Below are 25,934 nucleotides of genomic sequence, written 5' to 3' on the forward strand. Positions count from 1 at the left end.
CACCTGAACCCAACTTTTAACGAATATTTATCAACCCCAACTCCTTCATTTTAAACCCCGCATCTTTTTTTTTCTTTTATTTGCCAAAGCAATTCTATAGATATGACAAAAAATGTTCTTAAAGCCGCGTGTGTGGCTTTGTTTTCACGGGTTGGAGCGGCAATGCACAACAAGCACCGGCAACATCCAACTACAATTACCACGATGCCTTCGCACCTGGGTTTTATACTTCAAACGGTACCGACACGCGTTCGGCAAGCGGGCAGCCCGGCTCAAAATACTGGCAAAACCGAGCCGATTACCAACTTTCTGCAACCTTAGATGACAAAAAGATGAGGTCACCGGTTCAGAAATCCTTACTTACACCAATAACAGTCCGGAACAAAATTGGCTTCCTTTGGATGAATGTCGACCAGAATCTGTTTTCAAAAGAGGCACGAGGCGAAGCCATCATTCCGCTCTCAGGAAGCCGCAATGGCGACAAAGGCCAGGATTTTGATGGCGGGCACAAGATAAAATCTGTGAAGTTATTGTCAACTTCCAACGGAAAAACCACCGAAAAAGAACTCAAATTTGAAGTCAATGATACCCGCATGCAGGTTTTCCTTCCACAGGATATCAATGCCAACGGCGGAACGGTAAAACTTAAAATTGACTTTTCATTCATCTCTCCAATATTCGGTTCCGACCGAATGGGCATCCAGGATACCAAAAACGGAAAGATATATGAGATTGCGCAATGGTATCCAAGAATGTGCGTTTATGACGACATCCGTGGCTGGAATACTTTGCCTTATCTGGGTGCAGGAGAATTCTACCTCGAATACGGCGATTTCGACCTGACCGTTACGGCACCTGCCAATCATATCGTTGTTGCTTCAGGAGAATTGGTAAATCCAACTGAAGTATATACAGCAGAGCAGCAAAAAAGATGGACTGAGGCTGCAAAAAGCGACAAAACTGTCATGATTCGCAGCGAAAGCGAAGTTACCAATCCGGCTTCAAGGCCTTCAGGGAAAACGACTTTGACCTGGCACTTCAAAATAAAAAACGCCCGCGATGTTTCCTGGGCTTCATCGGCATCTTTTATCATCGATGCTGCAAGAATCAATCTTCCAAGTGGTAAAAAATCAATGGCGATTTCAGCTTATCCTGCAGAAAGCAATGGCAATTCGGCCTGGGACGTTCAACGGAATATACAAAAGGCTGCATCGAAAATTATTCTAAAAGATGGTTTGAATTCCCTTATCCGGCGGCCACCAATGTTGCGGGTATCGTAGGCGGAATGGAATATCCGGGCATTGCGTTCTGTGACTGGCAGTCGACAGGTGAAGGACTTTGGGGTGTAACAGATCACGAATTCGGCCACAGCTGGTTCCCGATGATTGTGGGCTCGAACGAGCGTTTATATGCATGGATGGACGAGGGTTTTAACACTTTTATCAATTCAATTAGCGGCGCTGATTTCAACAATGGCGAATATAAAGACAAAACGAAAGACCTGCAGATGATGGCTGATGCATTTACGAATCCTGAATTGGAACCAGTCATGACCGCTCCTGATGGTTTGAAAGAAGAGCATCTGGGCATTTTAGGTTATGCAAAACCAGGCGAAGGACTCACGATGTTACGCGAGCAAATCCTTGGGAATGAGCGCTTCGACAGGGCTTTTCGCACTTATGTGGCAAGATGGGCATTCAAGCACCCAACTCCGGATGATTTCTTCAGAACTATAGAAAATGTCGGTGGCGAAGATTTAAATTGGTTCTGGCGCGGCTGGTTCATCAACAATTGGAAATTGGATCAGGGCGTTGCTTCTGTAAAATATAGAAAGAATGACCCAAAACAAGGCGCAAAAATTACTATTGTCAACCTTGAAAAAATGGCAATGCCGGTAACTGTTGAAATCAAATTCAAGAGTGGCGGCGCCAAAACGATAAAACTGCCTGTGGAAATTTGGCAGCGCAATGAAAAATCTGAACCTTCGCCAGCAATACAACCGAAGAAATTGACACGATTACCCTCGACCCTTCACACGCACTTCCTGATTCAAATCCGGGTAATAATGTCTGGAAAAGCGGCATTAACACGCTTGAAACAGAACCTGTGCTTGATAATTATGTCGGGACTTTTTCAAGTAAACTGCTTCCGATAAAACTTGAATTCTCAGATGTCGATGGCATACTGAATTTGCAGGTAACCGGCTATCCGTTGATTCCACTCGAAGACATGGGGAACGACAAATTCGAATTCAAACAAGCGGGGCTAACTGCACAGTATAATGCGGATAAATCTCAGGTAACATTCCATGCACAAGGGCAGGATTTTGTATTTACAAAAGATAAAAAGTAGGATAAAATAGTTAAATTGCTCGACTTAATTCAAAATCAAAGCAATTTAACAAGAATTATATTTGCGCCTTAACATCTTATTATTGAAGATGCTAAGGCGCAAGTTTTTATAAGACAACTGCTTTCTTTTTCAGGATCAAAGCGCTTATTAAAGCTACGATAATGCCAAGCGGAAAAATCTCCATATAGGTATACATGATCCGCATAAACGGATTTTTGTAATCTTCTTTCATCTTCATAATTTCTGCAGTTTTTGTCTGTACTTCTCCAGCACTCAATCCGGATTCTGAAAGGTGCTTCAATTGCAAAGCGCTGTATTTCTCCATAAAATCCGGATATAAAAAATGATGTTCCAGCATCCATACGCCGGTGTAACAGGTTGCAGAAATCAATGCAATTAAAATACCGATCTGCAAGGCTTTTCCGAAACTTACAGTGCCTCCGTTTTGCTTGTCGCGAAAATTTTTAATGCCAAGGAATATGAATGAAAAGGCAATCAGCATTCCGCCGAAGCCCATAATCATACTGCCATGGAAATTCGGGTCGTTGTGCATCATCACCGATGCGATAACCATAAAAATTGTTGCGATTGCACCGGAAATGAATCCGTACTTAATGATAATTTTTTTCATGTTGTATGTATTTGAATTAGGCAGCAAATTTGGAAAAACTGCCGTTATCAGCGGTCATCCTTTCGGATGATTTTGCAATTAAGGCAATAAATTCAGCGCTTTTGCGACGGCAATTGCCTGTAATCTTCTTTTGGATTCGAGTTTTTCAAACAGATTTGATGCGTGGGTTTTTATTGTGTTGACAGAAACAAAAAGCTTGTCGGCAATTTCCTGGTCGATAATCCTGTTTCCATCAATGCTAAAACTTCGAGTTCGCGTTTACTGATGTTGCGGATTTTGGCTTCGGCTTCATTGAAAATAAAAGGAACTTCAGTAACGGGAATTTCAGGTTTTCCACCTTTCGGCAACAACGAATAAACGAGCCATCCGCCCAGCGCAGCAAAAATCAGCGCGATGATGCCAACGTAAATTTCGAGCCGGTTGCTGATGACGACAAATCGAAATTCCATCCATTTTATCAAAGCGATAAGCAACGCAATCGAAATGCCGTAAATGATATTTTCCCTGTTCGCCTTTATCCTGTCGACAAGCATGATTTTTTTGGTAAATATAAGAAATCAATAAAATCCAAATAAAAAACACCGCCTAAAAGACGGTGTTCTAAAAAAGTAATCTAAACAAATATTATTAACTAATTGATACCATGTATTGTTTGCGAAACTTTTTAAGCATGGGATTAGTTGCTTTGTTTAATTAGATGATTTTTCTTGCAAAAGGTTGCTTTGAATTTGAAGATTTGATTTAATTAAATCAGCACTTTACTGTTTTCTTCTTTTTTCCAATCGCACCTTTATCAGCAACTTTTTTAATATATCCCGCGGCGTCAGGAACTTTACAGGATGTCCTGCCCATATTCACTTCTACGTCGCCAATTTTTGAGGCCACCTTCAAAGCTTCTTCTGTTAAATCCTTAATGTAGGAACCGACGGAAATCACAAACCCGTTCATGGCATAACGCACGCGGTTTTTAGCCGAGTGAATGTCGTTTTCAACGCGCTTCAGCAGGTTTTTATAAGTTGTCAAATCCAGTTGGTCGTCTGCTGTTAAGGCTACGAGTCCGCTTAAAGTCGCCCAGCCGGAAACTGCTATGCGTTCTTCATCTGATTCAATCCATTGCATGGCAAGCTCAAAACCGAAATTGCTTCCTGCCGCAACCCAGGGCACCGTATATTCATAAATATTGGTAGAAACCGCCAAATCTGCCCACTGCTGTAAATCTTCTCTGGTCATTTTTTTGTCGTCGGCTATGAGTCCGGCGAGATACATCGCATCAGCATTTCCGGTCAGAAAAAGGCCTCGTGATAACTCGTAATCCATTTTTACTTTCTTCTGGATAATCTTTAAATATTCCACTTTCACACCGAAGAATGGCTCTTTTACGCCGTGCCTCAGCAATATCTTTTTGATATTTTCACTTCCGTAAGAAGCCAGTTCGGCCATAACTTCATCTACTGTCATATTGCTTTATTTTTCGTTTAATAAGATTTTTTTAATCAGCACAATCTGCCCGAGGTGATAATAACTGTGCTCAATCATCGCGTCGATGTTGCGCAGGTAAGTGCCATATTTTTCGTCTGTAAATGGCGCGTTGAATTTTTCTCCGGGCAATTTTTCGATGAAAATAGCAAATGCTTCCGCATCATTCCAGAATTTCGCCAAAAAATCATCCCATTGTTGCTGTGATTCGATTGGCGGAAAATCAAAACTGAATTTGTCTTTTATATCCAGCATTCCACCGCGAAACACATTATTGACGCCGCTGATGTAATAATGGATATGCTGCGCAAGAACGGCAATTGTATTGAGATCACCTACTTTTTCAGTCGCCATTTTCCAATCTGATCCGTCCAATTGCGCTTTGTAATTGGTATTGGCAATGAAAGTTCCGTTTAAAATGACTTCCCGAAATCGTCCGGCAGTTTGATGCATAATTTAAGATTTTTATTGAATTCGTTTTTGTGCTGCGCTCGCCTGTATCATTTTTTCTAGCCGCGATTCTCTTGTTTTTCTTGCTTGCCATTCATAATCCAGTGGATCATAAGCCTTTTATAAGAAGGCGCTTGTTTTTCAAAGAAATCCCATGCGCTGTTATTCGCCCGAAATATTTTTCGTAAGCCGGATCGAGTAGCGCCGGTTCTTTTTCGTAAGAATAGATTTTCGATTTTTGTTCGGTGCGCTCGCTGAAAGCTTTTTCTCCATCGGTTGTCATTAGTCCGGCTTTCGTCAATTCTTCGATTTTTTTAATGTTGATGGCACTCCAAATACTCGTTTTTTTTCGAGGCGTGAAGCGGATGCTGTAACTTTCAGCGTCAATGGATCTTCTGACACCGTCAATCCATCCGAAACAAAGTGCCTGATCGACAGACTCGGGCCAGGTGATTGAAGGTTTTCCGCTGCCGATTTTGTAAAAACCGACAAGCAGTTCTGTTTCCGAACGGTGGTTCTTTTTGAGCCATTTTCGGAAATCGGCAGGCGTGGGGAAGAAGGTTGGATTCATTTCAAACAAATTTTAAAAAGACATTTTCTCCAATTGCCTTGCAAACCTTTTTTTCAATTCATCCGGATTTTTCGAAAGCGTGTCACTAACTTCTGCTTTAACTTTCAACAATAAATATTCTTTCGTAATATCTACAATCGTATCGTTCTCGTCTTCAACGGAATGGTCATAAGAATAATAATCATACATCAGCACTTTCAGTCCGTTGTCCTTTTCAGAAAACAACCAGGAATTATAAACGTCGAAGTCGCCGGCATCGCCGAAAATATTTGACAATCTCATACTTCGGGTTATCGTTTGACTTTTATCGTTGTATATCCATAAGGAAATCATTGAAGAATCATATTCTCCGGGCGTTCGCGTAATCAATCCGGTGTTGTTTTTGTCGAATTTGAAGGAGTAAATTCCGTAGAAGCCTTCCGTCCAGGTGTCTGCCATCTGTGACGCTTTTCGGAAGGCTCGCGCAGGTCAGCGAATCAATCATCTTGCCTTTGAAAAGGTATTTTGATTTCCCGTAGGTCGTATCCGGATAAACATACAATTCAGAAAACGTTGTATCCCTGTAGAATTGTAAAAGCGGATTTTCTTTCACCATAGATTTAATGGTTTCATTGTCCTTACGGTTACAGGAGATTATCATCAATAACGCGGTAAAAATTAAGACGGTTTTTCGCATCGTTAGAAATTTTAACGAAGTTATGAAAACTTCCATAAACAAAAAATGCGATCCATCAACGAATCGCATTTTTATAATTAGATAAGATGTTTAAGATTATTGGTTTCGAAATACCAATTTCCCATCGAAACTGTCAAGCAATATGATGCTGTCGGTCGCCACTTTTCCTCCCAAAATCTCCTTTGACAATTCATTCAGAACTTCTTTCTGCACCACACGTTTCACCGGTCTCGCGCCGAAATGCGGATCATAGCCTTTTTGCGAAAGGTAATCAATCGCTTCCGGAGTAGCGTCGAGCGTAATGCTTTGCTGTGCGAGCATTTTCGTAATGCCTTTCAGGTGAAGACTGACGATTTCGCGGATATTATTTTGCGTAAGCGGCGCGAACATCACAATGTCGTCAATCCTGTTGATGAATTCCGGACGCACGGTTTGTTTCAGTAATCCAAGCACTTCTGTTTTTGCGGCTTCCGTTGCAGCTTCGACGCTGCCTTTGAGATTTTCAAATTTCTCTTGTATGATTTCACTTCCCATATTGGAAGTCATGATGATAATCGTATTCTTGAAATCAGCTACACGGCCTTTGTTGTCGGTCAATCGGCCTTCGTCAAGTACCTGAAGCAGAATATTGAACGTATCCGGATGCGCTTTTTCAATCTCATCGAGCAATACGACAGAATACGGTTTTCTCCTGACGGCTTCGGTCAGTTGCCCGCCTTCGTCATAACCAACATATCCCGGAGGCGCACCAACCAGGCGGCTAACACTGTGTCTTTCCTGGTATTCGCTCATGTCGATACGTGTCATCGCATTTTCATCGTCGAATAAATAGGAGGCAAGCGCTTTGGCTAGTTCGGTTTTTCCGACACCGGTTGTTCCCAAAAATAAGAAGGTCCCGATTGGTTTTTTCACATCCTGCAAACCCGCGCGGCTTCTGCGAACGGCATCACTAACGGCTTCAATTGCTTCTTCCTGCCCACAACGCGTTTGTGCAGCTCTTCTTCAAGTTTCAGCAGTTTTTCGCGTTCGCCTTGCAGCATTTTCATCACCGGAATTCCGGTCGATTTGGCAACGACTTCAGCGATGTCTTCACGCGTAACTTCTTCTTTGATGAGGTTTTTGCCGTCTTTTTCCTGTAATTGTTTTTGGAATTGATCCAGTCTTTCCTGTGCTTCCTTGATTTTTCCGTAGCGCAATTCGGCTACTTTTCCGTAATCGCCATCACGTTCTGCACGTTCTGCTTCGACTTTGTAATTTTCGATTTCAAGTTTTGCATTTTGTACATTGTCAACGATGTCTTTCTCGCTTTTCCATTGCGCGAAGATTTCGTTGCGGTCTTCTTTGAGGTTGGCGAGTTCCATGCCGAGCGATTTCAGCTTCTGGTCATCGTTTTCGCGTTTGATGGCTTCGATTTCGATCTCTAACTGCATGATTTTGCGGTCGAGTACGTCGAGCTCTTCAGGTTTAGAGTTGATTTCCATACGCAATTTTGAAGCCGCTTCGTCCATTAAATCAATTGCCTTATCTGGAAGAAAGCGATTCGTAATGTAGCGCTGTGATAATTCTACTGCTGCTAAAATCGCCTCGTCTTTAATACGGACCTGGTGATGCGTTTCGTATTTTTCTTTAATTCCGCGAAGGATTGAAACCGCACTTTCAGTATCCGGCTCATCAACCATTACTTTTTGGAAACGACGTTCTAATGCTTTGTCTTTCTCGAAATATTTCTGGTATTCATCTAAAGTTGTGGCGCCAATCGCACGCAATTCGCCACGCGCCAATGCTGGTTTCAGGATATTGGCCGCATCCATCGCGCCTTCACCGCCGCCGGCACCAACAAGGGTGTGGATTTCGTCGATGAACAATACGATATCGCCTTCGGCTGAAGTCACTTCTTTTACGACAGATTTCAACCTTTCCTCGAATTCACCTTTGAATTTCGCACCGGCAATCAGCGCGCCCATATCAAGAGAAAATACGATTTTATCTTTGAGGTTTTCAGGAACGTCACCATCAACGATACGGTGGGCGAGACCTTCGGCAATTGCGGTTTTACCAACGCCTGGCTCGCCAACGAGCATCGGATTATTTTTTGTTCTTCGCGTCAATATTTGCAGCACACGACGTATTTCTTCATCGCGGCCGATTACAGGATCAAGTTTACCATTTTTGGCGAGCTCGTTGAGGTTTTTCGCATATTTGTTTAATGCATTGTAAGTTTCTTCAGCGGAAGCTGAGGTCACGCGTTCACCTTTGCGAAGTTCGTCGATGGCGGTACGAAGTCCTTTTTCAGTCACGCCCTGCCTTTTAAGATCTGCGCGACTTTACTTTTTGAATTGAAGATACCAAGCAATAAATGTTCAATCGAAATAAATTCGTCGTTCATTTTTTGTGCAATCGAAACCGATTCGTTCAAAGCTTTCGAAGCTTCACGCGACAATTGGATATCGCCGCCCGACACTTTCGGGAAACTTTCGAGTGTGCTGTCTAATATCTTTTGGAATAACGGCACATTCACGTTGAGTTTCTTCAGGATAAAAGGCGCCACATTTTCATCGACATCAAAAATCGCCTTGAAGATGTGCTCATTTTCTATCTGCTGGTGCCCCATTTGCTGTGCAATCTGCTGCGCTTTCTGGATGGCTTCCTGTGATTTGATTGTGAAATTATTGAAATTCATATAGTTTTCTTAATGTTTTTAAAGTTGTATTTTTTAATCGTCGCTTTTCGCTAACTTTGGGTAATTCTCAATTTATGTTCCAATTCAGAATTCAGGACAAAATGACCGTTTAAGTTGTAATTCAACGAATTAAATCAGACAAAATGTCTTAAAACCCGACAAAAATGAGCTTTTTTAAAAATATATTTGGCGATGATAAGCCGGAGGAATTACCGAAAGTACATTGGTATTATTTAGAATCCATGGCTGAACTTGACGACATCGACAACATTTCAATGCAGAAACCCGTCGCCATTTTCAAGCATAGCACGCGTTGCAGCATCAGCCGCTTTTCGCTGAAGCAGTTCGAGAACGAGCACAATATCGAAACTGAAAAACTCGAGTTATATTTCCTCGATTTACTGGCACATCGTGATATTTCCGATGCCATTGCAATGCGTTACCAAGTGCAGCACCAATCGCCGCAACTGATTGTAATCAAAGACGGAAAAGCCGTTTATAATGTTTCCCACAGTGATATCGATGCGGAAAAACTCAAAGAATTCGTCTGAAAGAAGATAGCAGACAGCAGATTTCAGACAGCAGCCAATTCCTGAACCTTAACCTCAAAACACTGATCCAAATGAACTTAATCCCGATGTTCCTTAAAGAAATGGAGAAAGAAGCGCTCATAACACGGAAATTCCTTACAATAGTACCCGAGGGCAAATTCGATTTCAAGCCGCATGAAAAAAGCATGACTTTGAAAAGTCTCGCCACGCATTTAGCCGAATTACCTGCCTGGGTAGAAGTTGCACTCACAACCGAAGGCCTGGATTTCGCCAAAATGGATTATAAGCCGACAGAAATTAATTCTGCAGAAGAACTCGTAAAGCTTTTCGATGAATCGCTAGTAAAAGCCCGCAAGCAACTCATTCCTGAAAACGAAGGCAAACTCGAAGAAAAATGGACTTTGCGTTCGGGCGATCAGATTTTTTCCGAAGACACAAAAGCGGAAACAATTCGCCATGCCTTCAATCAAATGACGCACCATCGCGCACAATTGGGCGTTTATTTCAGACTGCTCGATATCAATGTGCCGGCAAGTTATGGGCCTAGTGCTGATGATATGGGTTTTTGATTTGGAGACGCTGCGCTATGGAAACGGCTGCACCTTTGTATTTTCAGACTTCATAAGCTTTGAAAATAAGAAATGCGATTCATTGACGAATCGCATTTTTTATGCTTAATGTTTAAATTGCACGTGTTCAGAATTCCATAGTCAGCGTTTCCTTAGCCGAAGGCGTTTCCAAAAAAAACATTATTTTTGCCGACCTAAAAGGCGCCAAATGTTTTCCAGACTTTTGATTTTTACACTGATAAGACTTGCATTGCTTGTAATTGGCGGAATTATAATTTCCGTTTTTCACGACCGCGATATCATCGTAATGGCAATTCTTGCAGTTGGTGCCGGCGTGATTTATTTCATGAAAAGAAAATCGCCAGGGCAGAAAACTCTATTTTCTCGGATTCGTAATTTCGGCGGTTTGCGGCATCTTCGCAGAAAATTTTGGCATTCAAAGCGGCTTGTGGACTTATCACGATCTTTCCAACGGCAGAGAATTTCCATACTGGCTGCCGTTCGCATGGGGACTGGCATTCGCAGTGCTGCATGATTTTGAGAAATATTATATAAAGGAATTAAAGATAAAACGCCTCGAAAACAAAATCCTATTGACGTTGCTGGCAACGGCTGTCCTGCCAACAATTGGTGAAATAGTGGCTGTTAATCTTGGTGTTTGGAGTTATGTAGGCAATTATAAAATATTAGAAATCCCGTTGTATGCAATAGGTTTATTGATGTTATTTCACACAACGGTTTTTCTTTTGCTCTGCGCCATCAACCTCCGCTGGAAAACTTCGGACCTGGTTTTTGCGATTAATCTTAAAGGTTTCGAAACAGAAACAAACCCGCAGTAATTATTTTGTAATACGATTGCGCGTAATGATGTCTTTAAGTTTGGCTTTCAAATCCTCGCCGGTATCATAAACCATTTGCTCATCGGATGGAAACGGGACTTTTACCCTGTTGAAATTTTGATAATATTCCTTATCAACCGCGCGTTTATCGCCTTTTATTCTTGCATAAACATTTTCAAACGCAAACTGGCTGCTTAACGGAAATGTCTGCAACAATTGGTTTGTCCTGAAATTTATGTAGTCAATTTTCGCTGTAACCTGGCTGGTTTTGAACTGTCGTACTTCGTTCACTTTCGCTTTGATCAAACGCATATCGTCAACCATAACCGGTTTTCCCAAACTGTCCAGGACAACATGGCCGCGGTTGTCGAGTAACTTTTTTGTACCGACTTTAATCTGCTTTTCGTTCGTAAATTCCTTTTCCTTAATCTGCTCCGGAGACACGTTGATTTGGCGAAAATTAACGATAATTCCGTAATCATAATCAATGCCTTGCTGGCGATTACTATGATAAACTGTCCATTTGTCGTTAAGTCCCATCGTACTGAAATCAAGCAAATCGCTTTCCAATCGCGCCGGAATGATCAGATTCGTTTCGTTTTTGGTATAAACGCTAACGAAATCTGTTCCTTTAAAAAGCGCTTCTTCAGTGAGTTTTTTTACATCTTTATAATCAGGATCGAGCGAATTCAAATACACCAAATCGTCATAAGCGCGTCTGTAATTCTGCTTGACTTTCGTGCCCAACAAGCCGCGTGAATTGTCATATAAATATTTCGAAAGCGCCTTTTTGCTGCTTACAATCTGATCAGAATAATCCTCAAATTCAAACTTCGCCTCGCGGTTTTCCTTAATCACTTTCAACGGCAAAAGCGGACGCACATTCTCCTGCCTGCTGTTCAGATTCACATAAGCCTGGTAAATTTTCTCGAGATTAGACGGATTCGCATCCTTAAACCACAAATTGATATTCGCCATGTCGCGTGCCTTCGCTTTCGCAAACGCCTCCTCAAGCATAAGCACATAATCCTGTTTTCCTTTGGCATTCATGTTGCCCTGCAGGCCACTTACCGACATTTCAATTGCGCCGTCATAATCGCCCGAAGTCAGCATGCTCTTGGTTTGTTTGACTGCACAGGCAGCAACTAAAACGAAAGCGGCAAGTAATAAAGTAATTTTTTTAGTCATGATTTGGTTTTGTTTTTGGTTCGACAAATATATTTTTTTTGAAGCTGTTTCCGGCTATCCGTTCCAATCTTTATTTTTTTGGCAGCAAAAAAAATAAAAGGATTTCCTCTGCAAATGCGCAGCATTCACCGAACACCTATATGATAAAATTCTGTGAGGTAATCCTGGCCAGGGCATCCGCTTCAACCGAAACAATCCAAAACACATACCACATTTGCCAAATTGCTATCCACAAAACTTAAGAATTAATTAAAAAATTAACAAACCAAAAACTTAGTGCCTTCGCGTCAAAAATAAAAAACCCGGAACTTTAATTTCCCGGGTTCAATTGAATTTATAATTAACAAAGATTATTTCCTCACAAACGGCGGCAGCAGCTTATTGCAAACTTCGCCAAAGCCAATGCGCACTTCATTATTCTTGCACCAGCCTTTTATCGTAACGCTGTCGTTATCATTGATGAATTTACGCTCGGTTCCGTCTTTTAATTTAATCGGATTTTTTCCGCCCAGGTCAACTCCAGCATCGATCCGAAACTATCCGGCGTTCGTCGGAAATCGTTCCTGAACCCATCATATCTCCAGAATTCACGCGGCATCCGTTCGAAGTATGGTGCGCCAGTTGCTGGTTCATCGACCAATACATGTACTTAAAATTCGATTGCGAAACCACAGTCGGCTCGCCGTTTTCAGGCTCAATAGAAACTTCTAAATTGATATCAAAAGCGTTTTTCCCTTTTTGTTGTAAATACGGAAGTGGCGTCGGATCTTGTTTCGGCCTTTTCGTACGGAACGGCTCCAAAGCATCCATCGTCACAATCCACGGTGAAATCGAAGAAGCGAAGTTTTTCGCCAAAAACGGCCCAAGCGGCACATATTCCCATTTCTGGATGTCGCGCGCGCTCCAGTCGTTAAGCAAAACCATCCCGAAAATATAATCTTCGGCTTCATAAACCGGAATGTTTTCGCCCATTACATTGGCGTCTGTCGTGATGAAAGCAGTTTCGAGTTCAAAATCAATCAGACGTGATGGCCCGAAAACCGGAGTTGTCTCCCCATTCGGAACAGTTTGCCCCATCGGCCTGTGAATCGGAATTCCCGACGGCACAATCGAAGAACTTCTTCCATGGTAACCCACCGGAATGTGCAGCCAGTTCGGTAAAAGCGCATTTTCCGGATCGCGGAACATCTTACCGACATTCGTCGCATGTTCCTTACTCGAATAAAAATCGGTGTAATCGCCAATCAGGACCGGCAATTGCATTTCTACATCTTCTATATTAAAAACGATAACGTCGCGGTGTTCTGTGTTGTCGCGCAATTCGGCATTTTCGGCATCGAAAAGATCAGCAATCCTGTTACGCACCAATCGCCAGGTTTTCTTTCCATCGGAAATAAAATCATTTAATGTGTCCTGCATGAACATATCGTCTGTCAGTTCGATACCCTCAAAATAATTGAGCTGCTGCAAGGCGCCGAGGTCGATGGCGTTATTGCCGATTCTGGTGCCGATGGTGATGACATCATCTTTGGTCAGGAAGACGCCGAAAGGTATATTTTGTATCGGAAAATCACTGTCGGCGGGGACGTCAAGCCATGATTTTCGATGCGGATTATTTGCGGTTATGGCCATTATAAGGTTTGTTAGTGTAATTAAATTGATTGAGTAAATATAAAGTTATCATTCATTTTAACAAACGAATTTAGTAATTTTGCATTCAAATTAACGAAAAATTAGCAAATGCAACACGACGAACAAATTTTTGACTTAATTCTTGAAGAACAGGACAGACAAATCAACGGACTGGAACTTATCGCTTCAGAAAATTTCGTTAGCGACCAGGTCATGGAAGCTGCAGGTTCTGTACTGACCAACAAATATGCCGAGGGTTATCCGGGCAAGAGAGATACTATGGTGGCTGCGAGGTCGTTGACGTAGTCGAGCAAATCGCGATTGACCGCGCGAAAGCACTTTTCGGTGCAGCATATGCCAATGTACAGCCACATTCAGGTTCACAGGCCAATACCGCAGTTTACGCGGCTTGTCTGAAACCCGGCGATAAGATTTTAGGTTTCGACCTTTCGCACGGCGGGCATTTGACGCACGGTTCTCCGGTGAATTTCTCAGGAAAACTATACAATCCGGTATTTTACGGTGTAGAAAAAAGAAACCGGAAGATTCGATTACGATAAAATACAGGAAATTGCGACGCGTGAACAGCCGAAAATGATCATCGCTGGCGCTTCTGCTTATTGCCGTGACATGGATTTTGAAAGATTCCGCAAAATCGCCGACAGCGTTGGTGCTTTGCTTTTGGCTGATATTTCGCATCCTGCAGGATTGATTGCTAAAGGATTGATGAACGATCCGGTTCCGCATTGCCATATCATCACAACAACTACGCATAAAACGTTGCGCGGCCTTAGAGGCGGTATGATTTTAATGGGCAAGGATTTTGAAAATCCGTGGGGATTGACAACACCAAAAGGCGAAATCAGGATGATGTCTTCGTTATTGGATCTGGCGGTTTTTCCAGGGAATCAAGGAAGCCCGTTAATGCATATCATCGCTGCAAAAGCTGTAGCATTCGGCGAGGCTTTATCAGATGAGTTTTTCCACTATGCGATGCAGGTGCAAAAAAATGCAAAAGCAATGGCAGAAGCATTTATGAAAAGAGGCTACAATCTTATTTCCGGCGGAACAGACAATCACATGATGCTCATCGATTTAAGAAATAAAAATATCACAGGAAAAGAAGCTGAAAACGCGTTGGTAAAAGCCGAAATCACCGTCAATAAAAACATGGTGCCTTTTGATGACAAATCGCCGTTCATCACTTCAGGAATCAGAATCGGGACACCGGCTATCACAACAAGAGGCCTTGTAGAATCTGATATGGAAGTGATTGTTGAAATGATTGACCGCGTTTTGATGAACCACACGAATGAAGAAATCATCGAAGAAGTTGCCGATCAGGTAAATGAAATGATGGGCGAAAGGGCGATTTTCGTTTTTTAAATTGACTAACACAAATTTCACAAATTTCACGAATTGAATTTGTGGTAATTTGTGCAATTCGTGTTAAAATATAAGTAAACCCACACTTTTTCCGGTGTGGGTTTTTTATTACATAAAATTCAGGTTTTAACGTTTGTAACTGTAACAATAACCTTTTTCGGTCAACAAACCTGTAAACCTAATCATCAATCATGAAAAATCAAATCGCGCTCGTTGGCATTTTAATGCTTTTTACGGGCTTCCTGAATGCACAAAACACGTTTTCCATCAGCGGAACAATTAGCAATGCAACGCATCAAAAACTCGAAGCTATTGTAATTTCATTGCTTTTAACCTCCGACAATTCTCTTGTGAAAACGGCGCTTTCTGAACCTGACGGCAGCTTTCAAATTGGAAATCTTTCCGGTAATAATTACACTTTGATCATTGAAGATCCGGCTTATAAATTATATAAAAGCGAACCGATCATCATTTCAAAAAGCAATATCCAATTACCTGAAATCAAACTAATTCCGTTAGAAAAAACGAGCTTCAGGAAGTTGTCATCCAGAAAAAGAAGCCGTTTGTAGAGCAGAGAATTGATCGCACGGTCGTGAATGTCGATGCCATGATTTCAAGTGCAGGTTCAGATGCGATGGAAGTTCTCGAGAAATCTCCGGGCATTTTAATCGACCAAAACGGAACGATTACGTTCAAAGGAAAAACCGGCGTTTCCGTTTTTATCGATGACAAACCAACTTATCTTTCAGGCGCAGATTTGGAAGCTTATCTCAAATCGCTTCCGGCGTCAACGCTCAGTCAGATTGAATTCATGACCAATCCGCCCGCAAAATATGATGCTGCCGGAGGCGGAGGTGTCATCAACATCAAAACCAGGAAAAGTAAAGTGAAAGGCTTCAATGGCAGTTTTACTTCGCGGGTTTCCAAAGGAAAAAGAGCTGTGAACCGCAACAGCCTGAACCTGAATTACACCGACGGAAAAATCAGGTTGTATGGCAATATCGGTTATGCGGCGCAGGAATCAGTCACAGATCTATACATTTTCCGACGTTATAAAAATGATGACCAAAGCACGAAAACATTGTTTTACCAGAATACGATGATTTATGGAAAATCCAAATCCGCGAATGCGAAAATCGGATTGGATTATTATCTTTCGGATAAAACGACTTTGGGCATCAGCCTGAACGGACTTTCGCGTAACGGCAACAACAATTCCAAAGGCAGAAGCGAACTAACAAATGCAGCTTCAGTGCTTGATTCGACGATTGTCGCCGATAATAATGAAGACAAAACCTTTAAAAATGGCGGCGTTACGCTCAATTACAGCCATGAATTCAATGGCGGAAAAAGGCTCACTGCCGATGCCGATTTTCTTAGTTATTCTGATGAAACGGCACAGCGTTATCGCAATTATATTTATCAACCGGACAATTCTTTAAGCAGCAGTGATGAGTCGAAAGGTAATTTGCCGTCGAAAATCTCAATCTATACTTTCAAAACCGATTATGTGCAGCCGATGAAAAACGAGGCGTCGTTTGATACAGGCTATAAAGTGAGTTTTTCTAAAACCGACAATGTTGCCGATTATTCGGATATCATCAATGGGAATGCGGTTCCGAATTACAACACGAGCAATCATTTTAAGTACGATGAAGTCATCCATGCCGCTTATTTCAACTTCAATAAAAGCTATAAAAGATTGTCATTTCAGGCAGGTTTGCGTCTTGAAACCACGATTTCGAAAGGCAATCAATTGGGCAATATCGAAAAGCCGGCTTCGAAATTTGAGCGCAATTACACCAATCTTTTCCCGACGGCTTATGCGATGTATAAACTCGATTCGATTGGGAATAACAGCCTTGTGATTTCTTATGGAAAACGCATCAACCGCCCGTATTATCAGGATTTGAATCCGTTTTTGAGTCCGCTGGATAAATTTACTTTTTACTCCGGGAATCCATATTTGAATCCGTCTTTTGCGCACAATGTTGAATTCTCCTATCGCTACACAAGCCTTTTCAGCACCACTTTGAGTTATTCCAAATCGAAAGACGAAATCAACGAAACGATTGAAATCGTCGACGAAATTTATTACAGCCGCCCCGGAAATATCGGAAAAAGCGAATACGTCAGCCTTAACGCGCAATCCGATTTTAACGTGACGAAATGGTTAGCCACAGGTCTTTACGGCGAAGTCACGCACACCGATTACAAAAGCGATTTGTATACCGAAGGCTTGAATTCATCGGGAACATTCTTTTCATTTTCAGGAAATACACGTTTTATGATCGATAAAAGCTGGTCGGCAGAACTGGTCGGACGCTATACTTCTGAAATCACTTCGTCACAATTTACGCTGGGCGCACTTGGCATGGTTAATATTGGTGTTCAGAAAAAGATTTTCCACGATCAGGGCTCTCTGAAACTCGGTGTCAACGATATTTTCTATTCCGGAATCAGGAATGGTATCATCAATAATTTGCAGAATACTGACGCGACATGGAAAAATAAACCCGACAGCCGCTTCGTTTCACTGACTTTCGTTTATGGTTTCGGAAAGGCATTCCAGCCGAAAAGCCGCGAGCGTTCGGGTGCTGAGGAAGAGCAGGGAAGGGTGAAGGGATAATTCAATGGCAATGTCAAATTTCAATTGCAAAAATCAACCTCAATATCAAAACTCAACCTCAATATCAAAAATAAATTCCAATTTGAATTGCCATTGATTTTTGATATTGTGATTTTCATTGATTTTTGATATTGCGATTGTCATTGATTTTTGAAATTGATATTGAACTTTGTTTCGTAAATTTGCACATAAAATTACCACTCATGATGTTACGCCTGCAATTGCCAACCGATCCGAGATGGGTCAATATCGTTGAAAAAAATATCGAAGAAATCCTGACTGATCACGCCTGGTGCGAGCAGAAGGCGGCTTCGAATGCAATCACGATCATCACCATCAATTCAGAATATCCTGATTTGGTGACCGATATGCTGGCTTTGGCGAAGGAAGAAATCGAGCATTTTGAAATGGTGCACGAAATCATCAAAAAGCGCGGACTGAAACTCGGTCGCGAGCGCAAAGATGAATATGTGGGCGAACTCGCGCAATACATGAAAAAAAGCAATAACGGCAGCCGCGTTTCCGGATTTGTAGAAAGGCTATTGTTTTCTGCGATGATTGAAGCCAGAAGTTGCGAGCGTTTCAAAGTGCTTTCTGAAAATATCAACGATCCGGAATTATCCGCCTTTTACCGCGATCTGATGGAAAGCGAAGCCGGACATTATACGACTTTTATCACTTACGCCAGAAAATACGGGCAAGGAATAGACGTTGAAAAAAGATGGCGCGAATGGCTTGATTTTGAAGCTTCGGTGATTGCGAAATACGGAAAAGGCGAGACGATTCACGGATAGAACTTCAAAAATCAATTTCAAGCTCAATTTCAAATTTCAATTTAAAATGGTGATTGTTACTACGGGTTCCATTGAAGATTTTCCTGTAATCAGGCAGATTGCGCATACAACCTGGCCAATTGCTTACGGCGCGATTTTACCGATGGAGCAACTCGATTATATGCTTGGGCTTTTCTATACTGACGCTGCGCTTACACAGAATCTGGTTGAAAAAGGGCATTTGTTTCTGTTGGCGAAAGAAAATGAAAATGTGCTGGGATTTACTTCTTTTGAGCACAATTACAGCAACAAAAACGTCACACACATCCACAAGCTTTATATTTTGCCGGAAACGCAAGGCAAAGGAATCGGGAAATTGCTGATTGAAGCGGTTGAGAAATCAGCGCGCCATAATAATTCTGATGCGATTACCCTGAACGTAAATCGTTTTAACAAAGCACAGGAATTCTACAGGAAATCAGGATTTGAAATCACCGAAACCGTCGATATACAACTCGATCACTGTTATTTGATGGAAGATTTTATCATGACCAAACCGCTTTAGGAAATCACCAAATCGTGTTTGAAAAGCAATCCTTTTACGCCTTCTAACGCAAAAACTGCTTTTTTCAATTTTGTTTTTTCAGGATCAATCGTATAATTTCGGCTGGTTTTGAAATTGGCTTTATTCGCAATTGCGCCCGAAAATTCTGTACGGTATAAATCGCAATGGTCAAACAAAACACCGGTCAAATCGGTTTTCATAAAATCAACAGCGATAAGGCTGCAGTGTTTGAAATCGGTTCCTTTGATTTTCAATGTATAAAATTTAGAAAAATCCAGGATGCAATCATCAAAATGGATTTCAAAAATAAGCTTGTCGCACATGGCGAAATTCACGTCTTTTATTTCACATCCATTAAAATAAACAGTGCGAAAAGCAACGTAATTAATTTTAGCGCCCGAAAAAATACAGTTGTTGAAAGTACAATCAATGAAAGTTACTGCGAGAAATGTACATTTTGAAAAGTCGCAATCGTTGAAAGTACAGCATTCGAATTCTTTAAAATTCGCTCCGTCAACTTTATAAGTGACTTTATTAAAATGTTTTTCAAAAATGTAATCGACGTTTTGCATCTTCAATTTTAGCAGCAATGCAAAGATGGATTAATTTATTTTTTTGACATTATTATAACGTATTTATTTTGGTGATTGCCGTAAATTCGCGACAATATAACCCTGCGCCAAAAAATGGAATCAGAAAATCCAATGCCCATTCCGCCAACAGGCTTTTTCGGAAAAAACCCATCGCTTAAAATAAAAGAATTTCAGTCTTACCTGAGCTTGCGACTTGGTATTATTTTCGGGCTGAACATGCAATCGACCGTCATTTATTATTGGGTTTACCATTTGACGAATGACAAGCTTTCACTCGGATTGGTTGGACTTGCAGAAGTAATTCCGGCAATTTGCTGTTCTTTCTTTTCAGGCCATGTAGTCGACCAGAACGAAAAAAGAAAAATGGTTTCGTTATGCCTTTTCGGTTATATTTTGGTAGCGATTTGCCTGTTTGTATTGGCACTTCCGGCGGCAGAGATTAACCTCGAGCAACAGACTTTATTATATCTGATTTATTTCTTCGTATTCCTTGGCGGCGCATTGCGGTCATTTTACAGTCCGTCGATGTTTGCCCTTTTCGGACTCGTTGTCCCAAGGCAACATTACCCGAATGCGACAAGCTGGAGCAGTATGGCGTGGCAATTGGGTTCAGTTTTATGCCCGTTGGCTGCCGGATTTTTTATCGCTTCGTTCAGTATTCCAACCAGTCTTTTCGCGGTTTTGTGTTTTGAATTGCTGATGCTGTTTCCGCTTTTTTCAATTGCGGTCAAACCAATCCTGAAGAAGGAAAAAGAGCCGGTTTTGCAAAGTGTCACAGAAGGATTGAAATTCGTCTGGAAAACGCCTGCATTGCTTTCGGCACTTTGCCTCGATATGTTTTCGGTGCTTTTTGGCGGCGCAGTTGCCTTGCTTCCGGTGTATCAGAAGGAAATTTTACATGTTGATGAAATGGGCTTCGGAATTTTGCGTTCCGCTCCCGGAATCGGTGCTTTGCTCACGCTTGGTTTATTGGCATTTCTTCCTTTAAAAACTTATCCCGGACGAAAGCTTTTCTTTTGTGTAGCCGGTTTTGCGGTTTCAATTATAGTTTTTGGAATTTCTACTAATTTTTATCTGTCGTTTTTAATGCTGCTTTTTTCAGGAATGTTCGATGCGGTGAGCGTTGTCATTCGCAGTACGATCCTGCAATTAATGACGCCCGACCATATGCGCGGCCGTGTTTCAGCGGTAAATACGATGTTTGTTAGCTCGTCAAACGAGCTCGGCGATTTCGAAAGCGGCGTAATGGCGAGTTGGCTCGGAACGGTAACGGCCGTAGTGACAGGTGGTTGTATTACGTTAGGTGTCGTTGTGTATACTTTTTTCAGGGCGCCACAACTGCGTAATTTCACTTTCGACGAGAAAAAGAGGAACTTCCGAATTGATGTAGAATTTTTTCGATGCCCACAAAATAATCAGTTTCTAATTGACTTTGGTGTCGAAAAGTGAATTATATTTGGTGAACCTAATCATTAAAAAACAACATTATGTCATCAGATTTAAATTCCGGAGAAGTTATTTTATTACAAGATGCAAAAAATTTAGTTAGTGCCTACAGAACTAAATTTCTAAATGAGATTAAAGCGCATTACGTCAGCGCTGATAATGTAAAAGCGATATTACAACAGGACAATTGCGCCGGTATCAGGATGTATCACGGTCATGACGATAAATCGGGTCAGCAGACACTTGTGCTTGTTGGCGTTGATAACGACGGAAAAGACATGACAAGCGGTATTATTATGGACAGGTTGAAACCTTGCCCGCTATTTTGTGATATTACGAGCGAACTCTTTTAAAAATGCCGCTACTTCAACTGGTTTTCTATTTTACTGTGCTGTTGGGAATAATCCCGATTTTGCTTGTAAAACTGCGACGAAAAAAATTTACAGCAGAAGTAGCTTACCTGGCTCCGTTTTTATGGCTGAGTTGCTTTGCGAGTGTTTATGAAGGCGTAATAGAAGATATGTTCGAGATTTATTCGAACGTCTGGTTTCGGACTTATATATTTTTAGAATTTTACTGTCTTTGCTACTTTTTTTACAGGTTGGTGAACAAGCGGTTCAAGACTGCTTTTATTGGTTTTGCGTTAGTTTATTCTTGCAGTTTCGTGTATATTTTCTTTTTAGGGCCTGAAATTCAGAATCAAACAACAGAGTTGCAAATGGAATCCTATATGTCACTGATAGAAATTCTGTTTGTATTCCTATTTTCATTCATTTGGTTGAAGGACATTTTTACCAATCTTACCACCGAATCTTTGTTGTTAAGTCCGGTATTTTATTTTATTTCGGGTTTAGTTATTTATTTTTCCGGAACACTGTTTTTGTTCTTAATGAGTTCTTATATATTTGAAGACAAACAGCTCAGTCTCCAGGAATATTGGATGCAAATAAGCCTGGCGATGACCATTATACTCAGAATATTCATAATTTTAGGCATTTGGAAGGGACAAAAGAAATAGAAACGGTTTTCTGGATTGGCACTACGGTCATGCTTTTCTTTGCGTTCGGATTGATTTTCCTGGTGATGTTTTACCAGAATCATTTCTCCAAAATCAAAAGGAAAGAAGCTGAATTGCTTCTGAAAGCCTCTCTCGAAAGTGAAAAAAATGAGCGCCACCGCATTGCCGCCGATCTTCACGACAGTGTTTCAAGCGATTTGAGTGCGATCCGGAATTACCTAGTCATCCTGCACAACAGCGAAATCGATCAGGAGCGCAAGGAACTCTTTCATGAACTTCGCGATGGTGTAGAAACGGCGATTGAAAATACCCGAATGGTTTCCTATAACCTGATTCCGCCATTACTCGAAATTTCAGGATTAGCGGCTACAATCGATGATTATTTTGAACGATTAAGGAAAAAAACTGAAATCGATTTTCAGTTGAAAAGCATCGGCGATCCGGTTCATTTTCCTTCACAAATTGCTTATGAACTGTTCCGGGTTATCCAGGAATTCATCACCAATATGCTGAAATACGGCGCCATAACAAAATGCACGGTCACCATTTCCTGCGAAAATAAAAAAGTACAAATCGCTGTAGAAGATAACGGAAAATCCTATAACTTTAAAAACCTGCTCACTACATCTAAAGGTACCGGATTGAAGAATATCAATTCGCGTGTCAAAGTGGTCGAAGCGGAATTAATACAAAAAGAAACCACTAAAGGAAATCATTTCTTAATTGTCTTAAAAGAGCAGCCATGTTAAGAATCGGAATCGTAGACGACCACAAGCTTTTCAGGAAAAGCCTGTCTTTGCTCATCAATTCATTCGATGGGATGGAAGTCGTACTCGATGCCGATAACGGAAAAGTATTCCTTGAAAAACTAGCCGACACACCAATCGATATTGTACTTTTAGACATTCAAATGCCCGAAATGAACGGCTTTGAAACCTGTAAGATTCTTCATCTTCAATATCCTGAAATCCTGATTTTGATTGTTTCGCAACTTACATCGAAAGAAAGCATTCACAAAATCATGGAGATTGGCGCACACGGTTATTTCACTAAAAATTCCGATCCAAATTTGCTGGAATCGGCCATTCGCAGTCTTGAAGAAAAAGGTTTTTTCTTCGAAATGGAATTCGGAAGCGTCATGCGCGAAGCCTTGCGCTGGCAAAGCGATGAAATTCCCAAAGGAGAAGATTTACCCGAAATGATTTTATCGGATCGTGAATTGCAAATCATCAAAATGACTGCGGGTGAACTCAACAGCACCGAAATTGGGGAAATATTGTGCATTACCAAAAGAACCGTCGAAGGACATAAAGTGCGGATTCTCGAAAAAACCAACTCTAAGAATTTTATCGGCGTGGTCTTATATGCGCTGCGCCACGGCATATTGATGATTGAGGAGCTATAGCATCAAATCGTCTTGATTGCCATTATTTTTTCCTCAAAAGATTCTTTGTAATCTGATTTGCTTTTGATTCTCGCTTTATAAGTGTAAATCGTTGATACTGAAAGTTCCATAAAATCAGCAATCTGCGTTCCATCCTGAATTCCTAAACGATACAATGCGAAGATTCGGAGTTCCGTATTTAAAAGTTCTCCTTTTTTTATCGTGGTCTTATGATCAGCCGGAAATAATTGGTTAAAATCGCTTACAAAAGTCGGGAAAAGCTTCAGGAAGATTTCGTCGAACTGATGAAAAAGCTGCTCTCTTTCCATCCTGACGTCGTATTTTTTAAGGCTCGCCATCACTTCATCGGTCTTCTTCGAAATGATTTTCTGGATGGTACTTTTCTGGATATGATCGATTTTATTGATAAGATCAGAAGTCGCTTTGATGAAATAAGTGATGTATTCTTCCTTAATCGTATTGGCTTCACTGAGGCTGACGTTCATTTCCTGTAATTGGCTGTACGATTTCGCCATTACTTTTTTAGCGGCATTCTTTTCTTTCAATTGCTTGAAGATTATTATCAGGAACAAAATGATGATACACGCTAAAATTGTCAGTAAAACCACGATTTTTTCGAGTTTGTCATTCTTATCGCGCACTTTATTCAACTGTGCTTTTTCGATGATCGGCAATATCGAAGAAATCTCGATTTTCCGATGTCTTGCATCATAAAAAGTCGCGTCATCCATGGCCAGATTGATGTATTCATTGGCTTTTTCGAGATAACCAATTTTGAAAAGTTCATTGGCGAGATTGCGCAAAGCGACAGTTTCTTTTGTGGCGTTTTTTACATCTGCGATGGCGGCCAAAGCCAGATATTCAATGGCTTTCTCAGTAAATCCGCGCTCTGAGTAAATATAACCAAGGCTCGAAGTTGCGATGCCATAGTAATCAGGCGGCAAAGTGAAATTATTGATCCAGTAACTGAAGGCGAATTCTGCACCTTTCCAATCCTGCTGCTTCATGCGCTTTAAGCTTTCTGTCGCCCAGTATTCATTGGTGTTCGGTGTAATTAAAGCCAATGCCCGCTGCAAATATAAATTTCCCTTTTGTACATAATTAATCTGATAGCGCTGGTCTTTGTTATAATCGGCTAAATCATAAAAGGCGCGGGCTTTAATCGAATAGTAATCGAATTGATTTTTTTTGTCGAGCTTGTTGATGTCGATGCTGCTCAACGTATCAATCGCCTCTTTGAAAAGCCCGGATGAAAGCAGCACAAATCCTTCCTTGATTTTCGTTTTCGACAGCAATTGCTGGTCTTTCAGGATGATTGCAGTCGATTTTGCTTCTTCCAGATAATAATAAGCCGAGTCATATTTGAATGATTTGTACTCGTCAAACAACGACATATAATTGGTATAAAGATTCCGGTTGTCCTGACTTAAAGTGAATTGTGCACGTTGTCTTTGAGTGCTTTTATCTTGCCGTATTTCTGTTTTACATACAAATCTTTATTCTGAAGGGCTTTGTCGAGCTCTTTCAGAATCGGATTGATGTCTTTCGCAAAAATGAATGTAGAAGTCAACAGTAACAATAAGACGGTAAGCCTTCGCATTTTTTGTGGTTTTGAATCGGAATGATAGGTTTGAAAATTCACTCTTAAATGGCCTGAAGTTGGATTGGCGTGTTAAATATAATGTAAAAATTTTCAATTCGGCAAAAAAGAAACTGTATAAATATGCTATTCAGAAAAATATCGGATAATTTTTTTAAATCTGTATTTTGATGTGTTAAAATCTGCATTTTTTGACCTCTACAACTACTTGATTTTTATTTATACACTTATTATTCAATTTGTTGAAAATCAAATTTTTAAATAGAAAGAAAACGTTATAGTACCTTGATTTTTAGTACACATTTTTTTTTAGAATTTTTTAACGTTTAGCTTCGTTCCAACTCTTTCAAAAAATATTATTTAACTAACAAAAACCACAAAACTTATGAAACGCAGAATTATTTATTTGCTGGCGGTCATCGGAATGTTATCCGCAGGTTGCAACGAGACCGACGACGGCGATCACGTTGATGCCATCACGTTGTACGAAAAAGTCGGTGGCAGCTGGAGCCTTTCCAGTTTAAAAATGGTCGACGAATTTGCCAAAGCCAACGCACTCGAACCGCACGAGGAAAATTTAAGTTCCCAATTCAATTATGCCGATTTCAAAATCAACCTCAATGTTGACGAAAAGATGAAACCGACCAGTTATGAGGTAACAGGAAACGTTCCTCCATTGTTCGCGCCAACAGGATTTTGGGCATTAAGCACCGATTTCCAGCCGACGAACTCCGGTTCCGTAATGGTACTGCTTTATAGTGACGCCGCCAAAACACAGTTAACGGATTCTTTAAGGCTGACTTCCGTTCCGGGAAGCAATGAAGAAATGGAATTCCAATTGGTTCGTACTTCAGGCGGAACGCCGTTTATTTCTTACGTTTTCAAATTAACCGCAATCAACTAA

Annotated in this window: 26 protein-coding genes and 4 pseudogenes; 17 read left to right on the plus strand and 13 right to left on the minus strand. The window is 41.1% G+C overall.

Going from position 1 to position 25,934, the window contains the following annotated elements; all coding sequences use genetic code 11:
* Positions 1–128: 128 nt before the first annotated feature.
* The 3 genes from ACSLFW_RS10765 to ACSLFW_RS10775 are packed head-to-tail and all read left to right on the plus strand — an operon-like array spanning position 129 to position 2,352.
* Complete coding sequence (locus ACSLFW_RS10765; protein ID WP_436555734.1) at positions 129–1,280, plus strand: hypothetical protein; 1,152 nt, start codon at positions 129–131, stop codon at positions 1,278–1,280.
* Positions 1,281–1,285: 5 nt separating this feature from the next.
* Positions 1,286–2,155: a M1 family aminopeptidase gene (locus tag ACSLFW_RS10770; protein ID WP_436555735.1), complete on the plus strand. Its 870-nt coding sequence runs from the start codon at positions 1,286–1,288 to the stop codon at positions 2,153–2,155.
* Complete coding sequence (locus ACSLFW_RS10775) at positions 2,107–2,352, plus strand: hypothetical protein (RefSeq protein WP_436555736.1); 246 nt, start codon at positions 2,107–2,109, stop codon at positions 2,350–2,352. Before ACSLFW_RS10770 ends, ACSLFW_RS10775 begins: the two co-directional genes overlap by 49 nt.
* A gap of 106 nt (positions 2,353–2,458) precedes the next feature.
* On the opposite strand, the gene ACSLFW_RS10780 is transcribed toward ACSLFW_RS10775, so the two are convergent.
* The 8 genes and pseudogenes from ACSLFW_RS10780 to clpB form a co-directional block, all read right to left on the minus strand.
* Positions 2,459–2,983 (minus strand): DUF4199 domain-containing protein, encoded by a 525-nt coding sequence (locus tag ACSLFW_RS10780; RefSeq protein ID WP_436555737.1) that lies wholly within the window; start codon positions 2,981–2,983, stop codon positions 2,459–2,461.
* 78 nt (positions 2,984–3,061) lie between these two features.
* Positions 3,062–3,220 (minus strand): helix-turn-helix transcriptional regulator, encoded by a 159-nt coding sequence (locus ACSLFW_RS10785; RefSeq protein WP_436557431.1) that lies wholly within the window; start codon positions 3,218–3,220, stop codon positions 3,062–3,064.
* Positions 3,154–3,516 carry a hypothetical protein gene (locus ACSLFW_RS10790; protein WP_436555738.1) on the minus strand — a complete coding sequence of 121 codons (363 nt, stop codon included), beginning with the start codon at positions 3,514–3,516 and terminating at the stop codon, positions 3,154–3,156. Before ACSLFW_RS10790 ends, ACSLFW_RS10785 begins: the two co-directional genes overlap by 67 nt.
* Positions 3,517–3,733: 217 nt before the next feature.
* On the minus strand, positions 3,734–4,441 hold the full coding sequence (locus tag ACSLFW_RS10795) for a DNA alkylation repair protein (protein ID WP_436555739.1): 708 nt from the start codon (positions 4,439–4,441) through the stop codon (positions 3,734–3,736).
* A gap of 6 nt (positions 4,442–4,447) precedes the next feature.
* Complete coding sequence (locus ACSLFW_RS10800) at positions 4,448–4,912, minus strand: DUF1572 domain-containing protein (protein WP_436555740.1); 465 nt, start codon at positions 4,910–4,912, stop codon at positions 4,448–4,450.
* 12 nt (positions 4,913–4,924) lie between these two features.
* Positions 4,925–5,480, minus strand: a pseudogene (locus ACSLFW_RS10805) (YdeI/OmpD-associated family protein).
* A gap of 12 nt (positions 5,481–5,492) precedes the next feature.
* Positions 5,493–5,918 carry a hypothetical protein gene (locus ACSLFW_RS10810; RefSeq protein WP_436555741.1) on the minus strand — a complete coding sequence of 142 codons (426 nt, stop codon included), beginning with the start codon at positions 5,916–5,918 and terminating at the stop codon, positions 5,493–5,495.
* A gap of 334 nt (positions 5,919–6,252) precedes the next feature.
* Positions 6,253–8,836 (minus strand): annotated as a pseudogene (gene clpB, locus ACSLFW_RS10815) (ATP-dependent chaperone ClpB).
* A 164-nt stretch (positions 8,837–9,000) separates the two neighbouring features.
* Here clpB and ytxJ point away from each other — a divergent pair.
* From ytxJ to ACSLFW_RS10830, 3 genes are all read left to right on the plus strand, one after another.
* Positions 9,001–9,387, plus strand: a complete 387-nt coding sequence (ytxJ, locus tag ACSLFW_RS10820; RefSeq protein WP_436555742.1) for a bacillithiol system redox-active protein YtxJ — start codon at positions 9,001–9,003, stop codon at positions 9,385–9,387.
* Between the two features lie 71 nt (positions 9,388–9,458).
* A complete protein-coding gene (locus ACSLFW_RS10825) occupies positions 9,459–9,956 on the plus strand; it encodes a DinB family protein (protein WP_436555743.1) in 498 nt (165 codons plus the stop codon).
* Between the two features lie 446 nt (positions 9,957–10,402).
* Positions 10,403–10,795, plus strand: a complete 393-nt coding sequence (locus ACSLFW_RS10830; RefSeq protein WP_436555744.1) for a hypothetical protein — start codon at positions 10,403–10,405, stop codon at positions 10,793–10,795.
* Here the strand turns inward: ACSLFW_RS10830 and ACSLFW_RS10835 are convergent, their stop codons facing one another.
* Both ACSLFW_RS10835 and fahA read right to left on the minus strand, forming a co-directional pair.
* Positions 10,796–11,983: a hypothetical protein gene (locus ACSLFW_RS10835; protein WP_436555745.1), complete on the minus strand. Its 1,188-nt coding sequence runs from the start codon at positions 11,981–11,983 to the stop codon at positions 10,796–10,798.
* A gap of 350 nt (positions 11,984–12,333) precedes the next feature.
* Positions 12,334–13,615 (minus strand): annotated as a pseudogene (fahA, locus tag ACSLFW_RS10840) (fumarylacetoacetase).
* 108 nt (positions 13,616–13,723) lie between these two features.
* Between fahA and ACSLFW_RS10845 the strand changes: the two are divergent.
* From ACSLFW_RS10845 to ACSLFW_RS10870, 6 genes and pseudogenes are all read left to right on the plus strand, one after another.
* Positions 13,724–14,175: pseudogene (locus ACSLFW_RS10845) on the plus strand (hypothetical protein).
* Positions 14,176–14,185: 10 nt separating this feature from the next.
* Positions 14,186–15,001 (plus strand): serine hydroxymethyltransferase, encoded by an 816-nt coding sequence (locus ACSLFW_RS10850; protein ID WP_436557432.1) that lies wholly within the window; start codon positions 14,186–14,188, stop codon positions 14,999–15,001.
* Between the two features lie 191 nt (positions 15,002–15,192).
* A complete protein-coding gene (locus ACSLFW_RS10855; protein WP_436555746.1) occupies positions 15,193–15,570 on the plus strand; it encodes a carboxypeptidase-like regulatory domain-containing protein in 378 nt (125 codons plus the stop codon).
* Between the two features lie 23 nt (positions 15,571–15,593).
* Entirely contained in the window at positions 15,594–17,630 is a 2,037-nt protein-coding gene (locus ACSLFW_RS10860; protein WP_436555747.1) for an outer membrane beta-barrel protein, read from the plus strand.
* Positions 17,631–17,836: 206 nt separating this feature from the next.
* Positions 17,837–18,424: a tRNA-(ms[2]io[6]A)-hydroxylase gene (locus tag ACSLFW_RS10865; RefSeq protein WP_436557433.1), complete on the plus strand. Its 588-nt coding sequence runs from the start codon at positions 17,837–17,839 to the stop codon at positions 18,422–18,424.
* Between the two features lie 46 nt (positions 18,425–18,470).
* A complete protein-coding gene (locus ACSLFW_RS10870) occupies positions 18,471–18,968 on the plus strand; it encodes a GNAT family N-acetyltransferase (RefSeq protein WP_436555748.1) in 498 nt (165 codons plus the stop codon).
* On the opposite strand, the gene ACSLFW_RS10875 is transcribed toward ACSLFW_RS10870, so the two are convergent.
* Entirely contained in the window at positions 18,965–19,540 is a 576-nt protein-coding gene (locus ACSLFW_RS10875; RefSeq protein WP_436557434.1) for a pentapeptide repeat-containing protein, read from the minus strand. The genes ACSLFW_RS10870 and ACSLFW_RS10875 overlap by 4 nt on opposite strands.
* A gap of 114 nt (positions 19,541–19,654) precedes the next feature.
* Between ACSLFW_RS10875 and ACSLFW_RS10880 the strand changes: the two genes are divergently transcribed.
* The 4 genes from ACSLFW_RS10880 (at position 19,655) to ACSLFW_RS10895 (ending at position 23,430) form a co-directional block, all read left to right on the plus strand.
* Positions 19,655–21,010, plus strand: a complete 1,356-nt coding sequence (locus tag ACSLFW_RS10880) for an MFS transporter (protein WP_436555749.1) — start codon at positions 19,655–19,657, stop codon at positions 21,008–21,010.
* Positions 21,011–21,048: 38 nt separating this feature from the next.
* Positions 21,049–21,360: a hypothetical protein gene (locus ACSLFW_RS10885; RefSeq protein ID WP_436555750.1), complete on the plus strand. Its 312-nt coding sequence runs from the start codon at positions 21,049–21,051 to the stop codon at positions 21,358–21,360.
* A 643-nt stretch (positions 21,361–22,003) separates the two neighbouring features.
* Positions 22,004–22,774: a sensor histidine kinase gene (locus ACSLFW_RS10890; protein ID WP_436555751.1), complete on the plus strand. Its 771-nt coding sequence runs from the start codon at positions 22,004–22,006 to the stop codon at positions 22,772–22,774.
* Positions 22,768–23,430: a response regulator gene (locus tag ACSLFW_RS10895; RefSeq protein ID WP_436555752.1), complete on the plus strand. Its 663-nt coding sequence runs from the start codon at positions 22,768–22,770 to the stop codon at positions 23,428–23,430. The genes ACSLFW_RS10890 and ACSLFW_RS10895 overlap by 7 nt, the downstream gene beginning before the upstream one ends.
* A gap of 2 nt (positions 23,431–23,432) precedes the next feature.
* On the opposite strand, the gene ACSLFW_RS10900 is transcribed toward ACSLFW_RS10895, so the two are convergent.
* Positions 23,433–24,818, minus strand: a complete 1,386-nt coding sequence (locus tag ACSLFW_RS10900) for a DUF6377 domain-containing protein (RefSeq protein WP_436555753.1) — start codon at positions 24,816–24,818, stop codon at positions 23,433–23,435.
* 38 nt (positions 24,819–24,856) lie between these two features.
* The gene (locus tag ACSLFW_RS10905; RefSeq protein ID WP_436555754.1) at positions 24,857–25,030 is read right to left on the minus strand and encodes a hypothetical protein; all 174 of its coding nucleotides are present in this window, start codon (positions 25,028–25,030) and stop codon (positions 24,857–24,859) included.
* Between the two features lie 385 nt (positions 25,031–25,415).
* Between ACSLFW_RS10905 and ACSLFW_RS10910 the strand changes: the two genes are divergently transcribed.
* Positions 25,416–25,934 (plus strand): DUF5004 domain-containing protein, encoded by a 519-nt coding sequence (locus ACSLFW_RS10910; RefSeq protein ID WP_436555755.1) that lies wholly within the window; start codon positions 25,416–25,418, stop codon positions 25,932–25,934.

The organism is Flavobacterium sp. 3HN19-14 (assembly GCF_051373205.1).
Taxonomy (GTDB): Bacteria; Bacteroidota; Bacteroidia; order Flavobacteriales; family Flavobacteriaceae; genus Flavobacterium.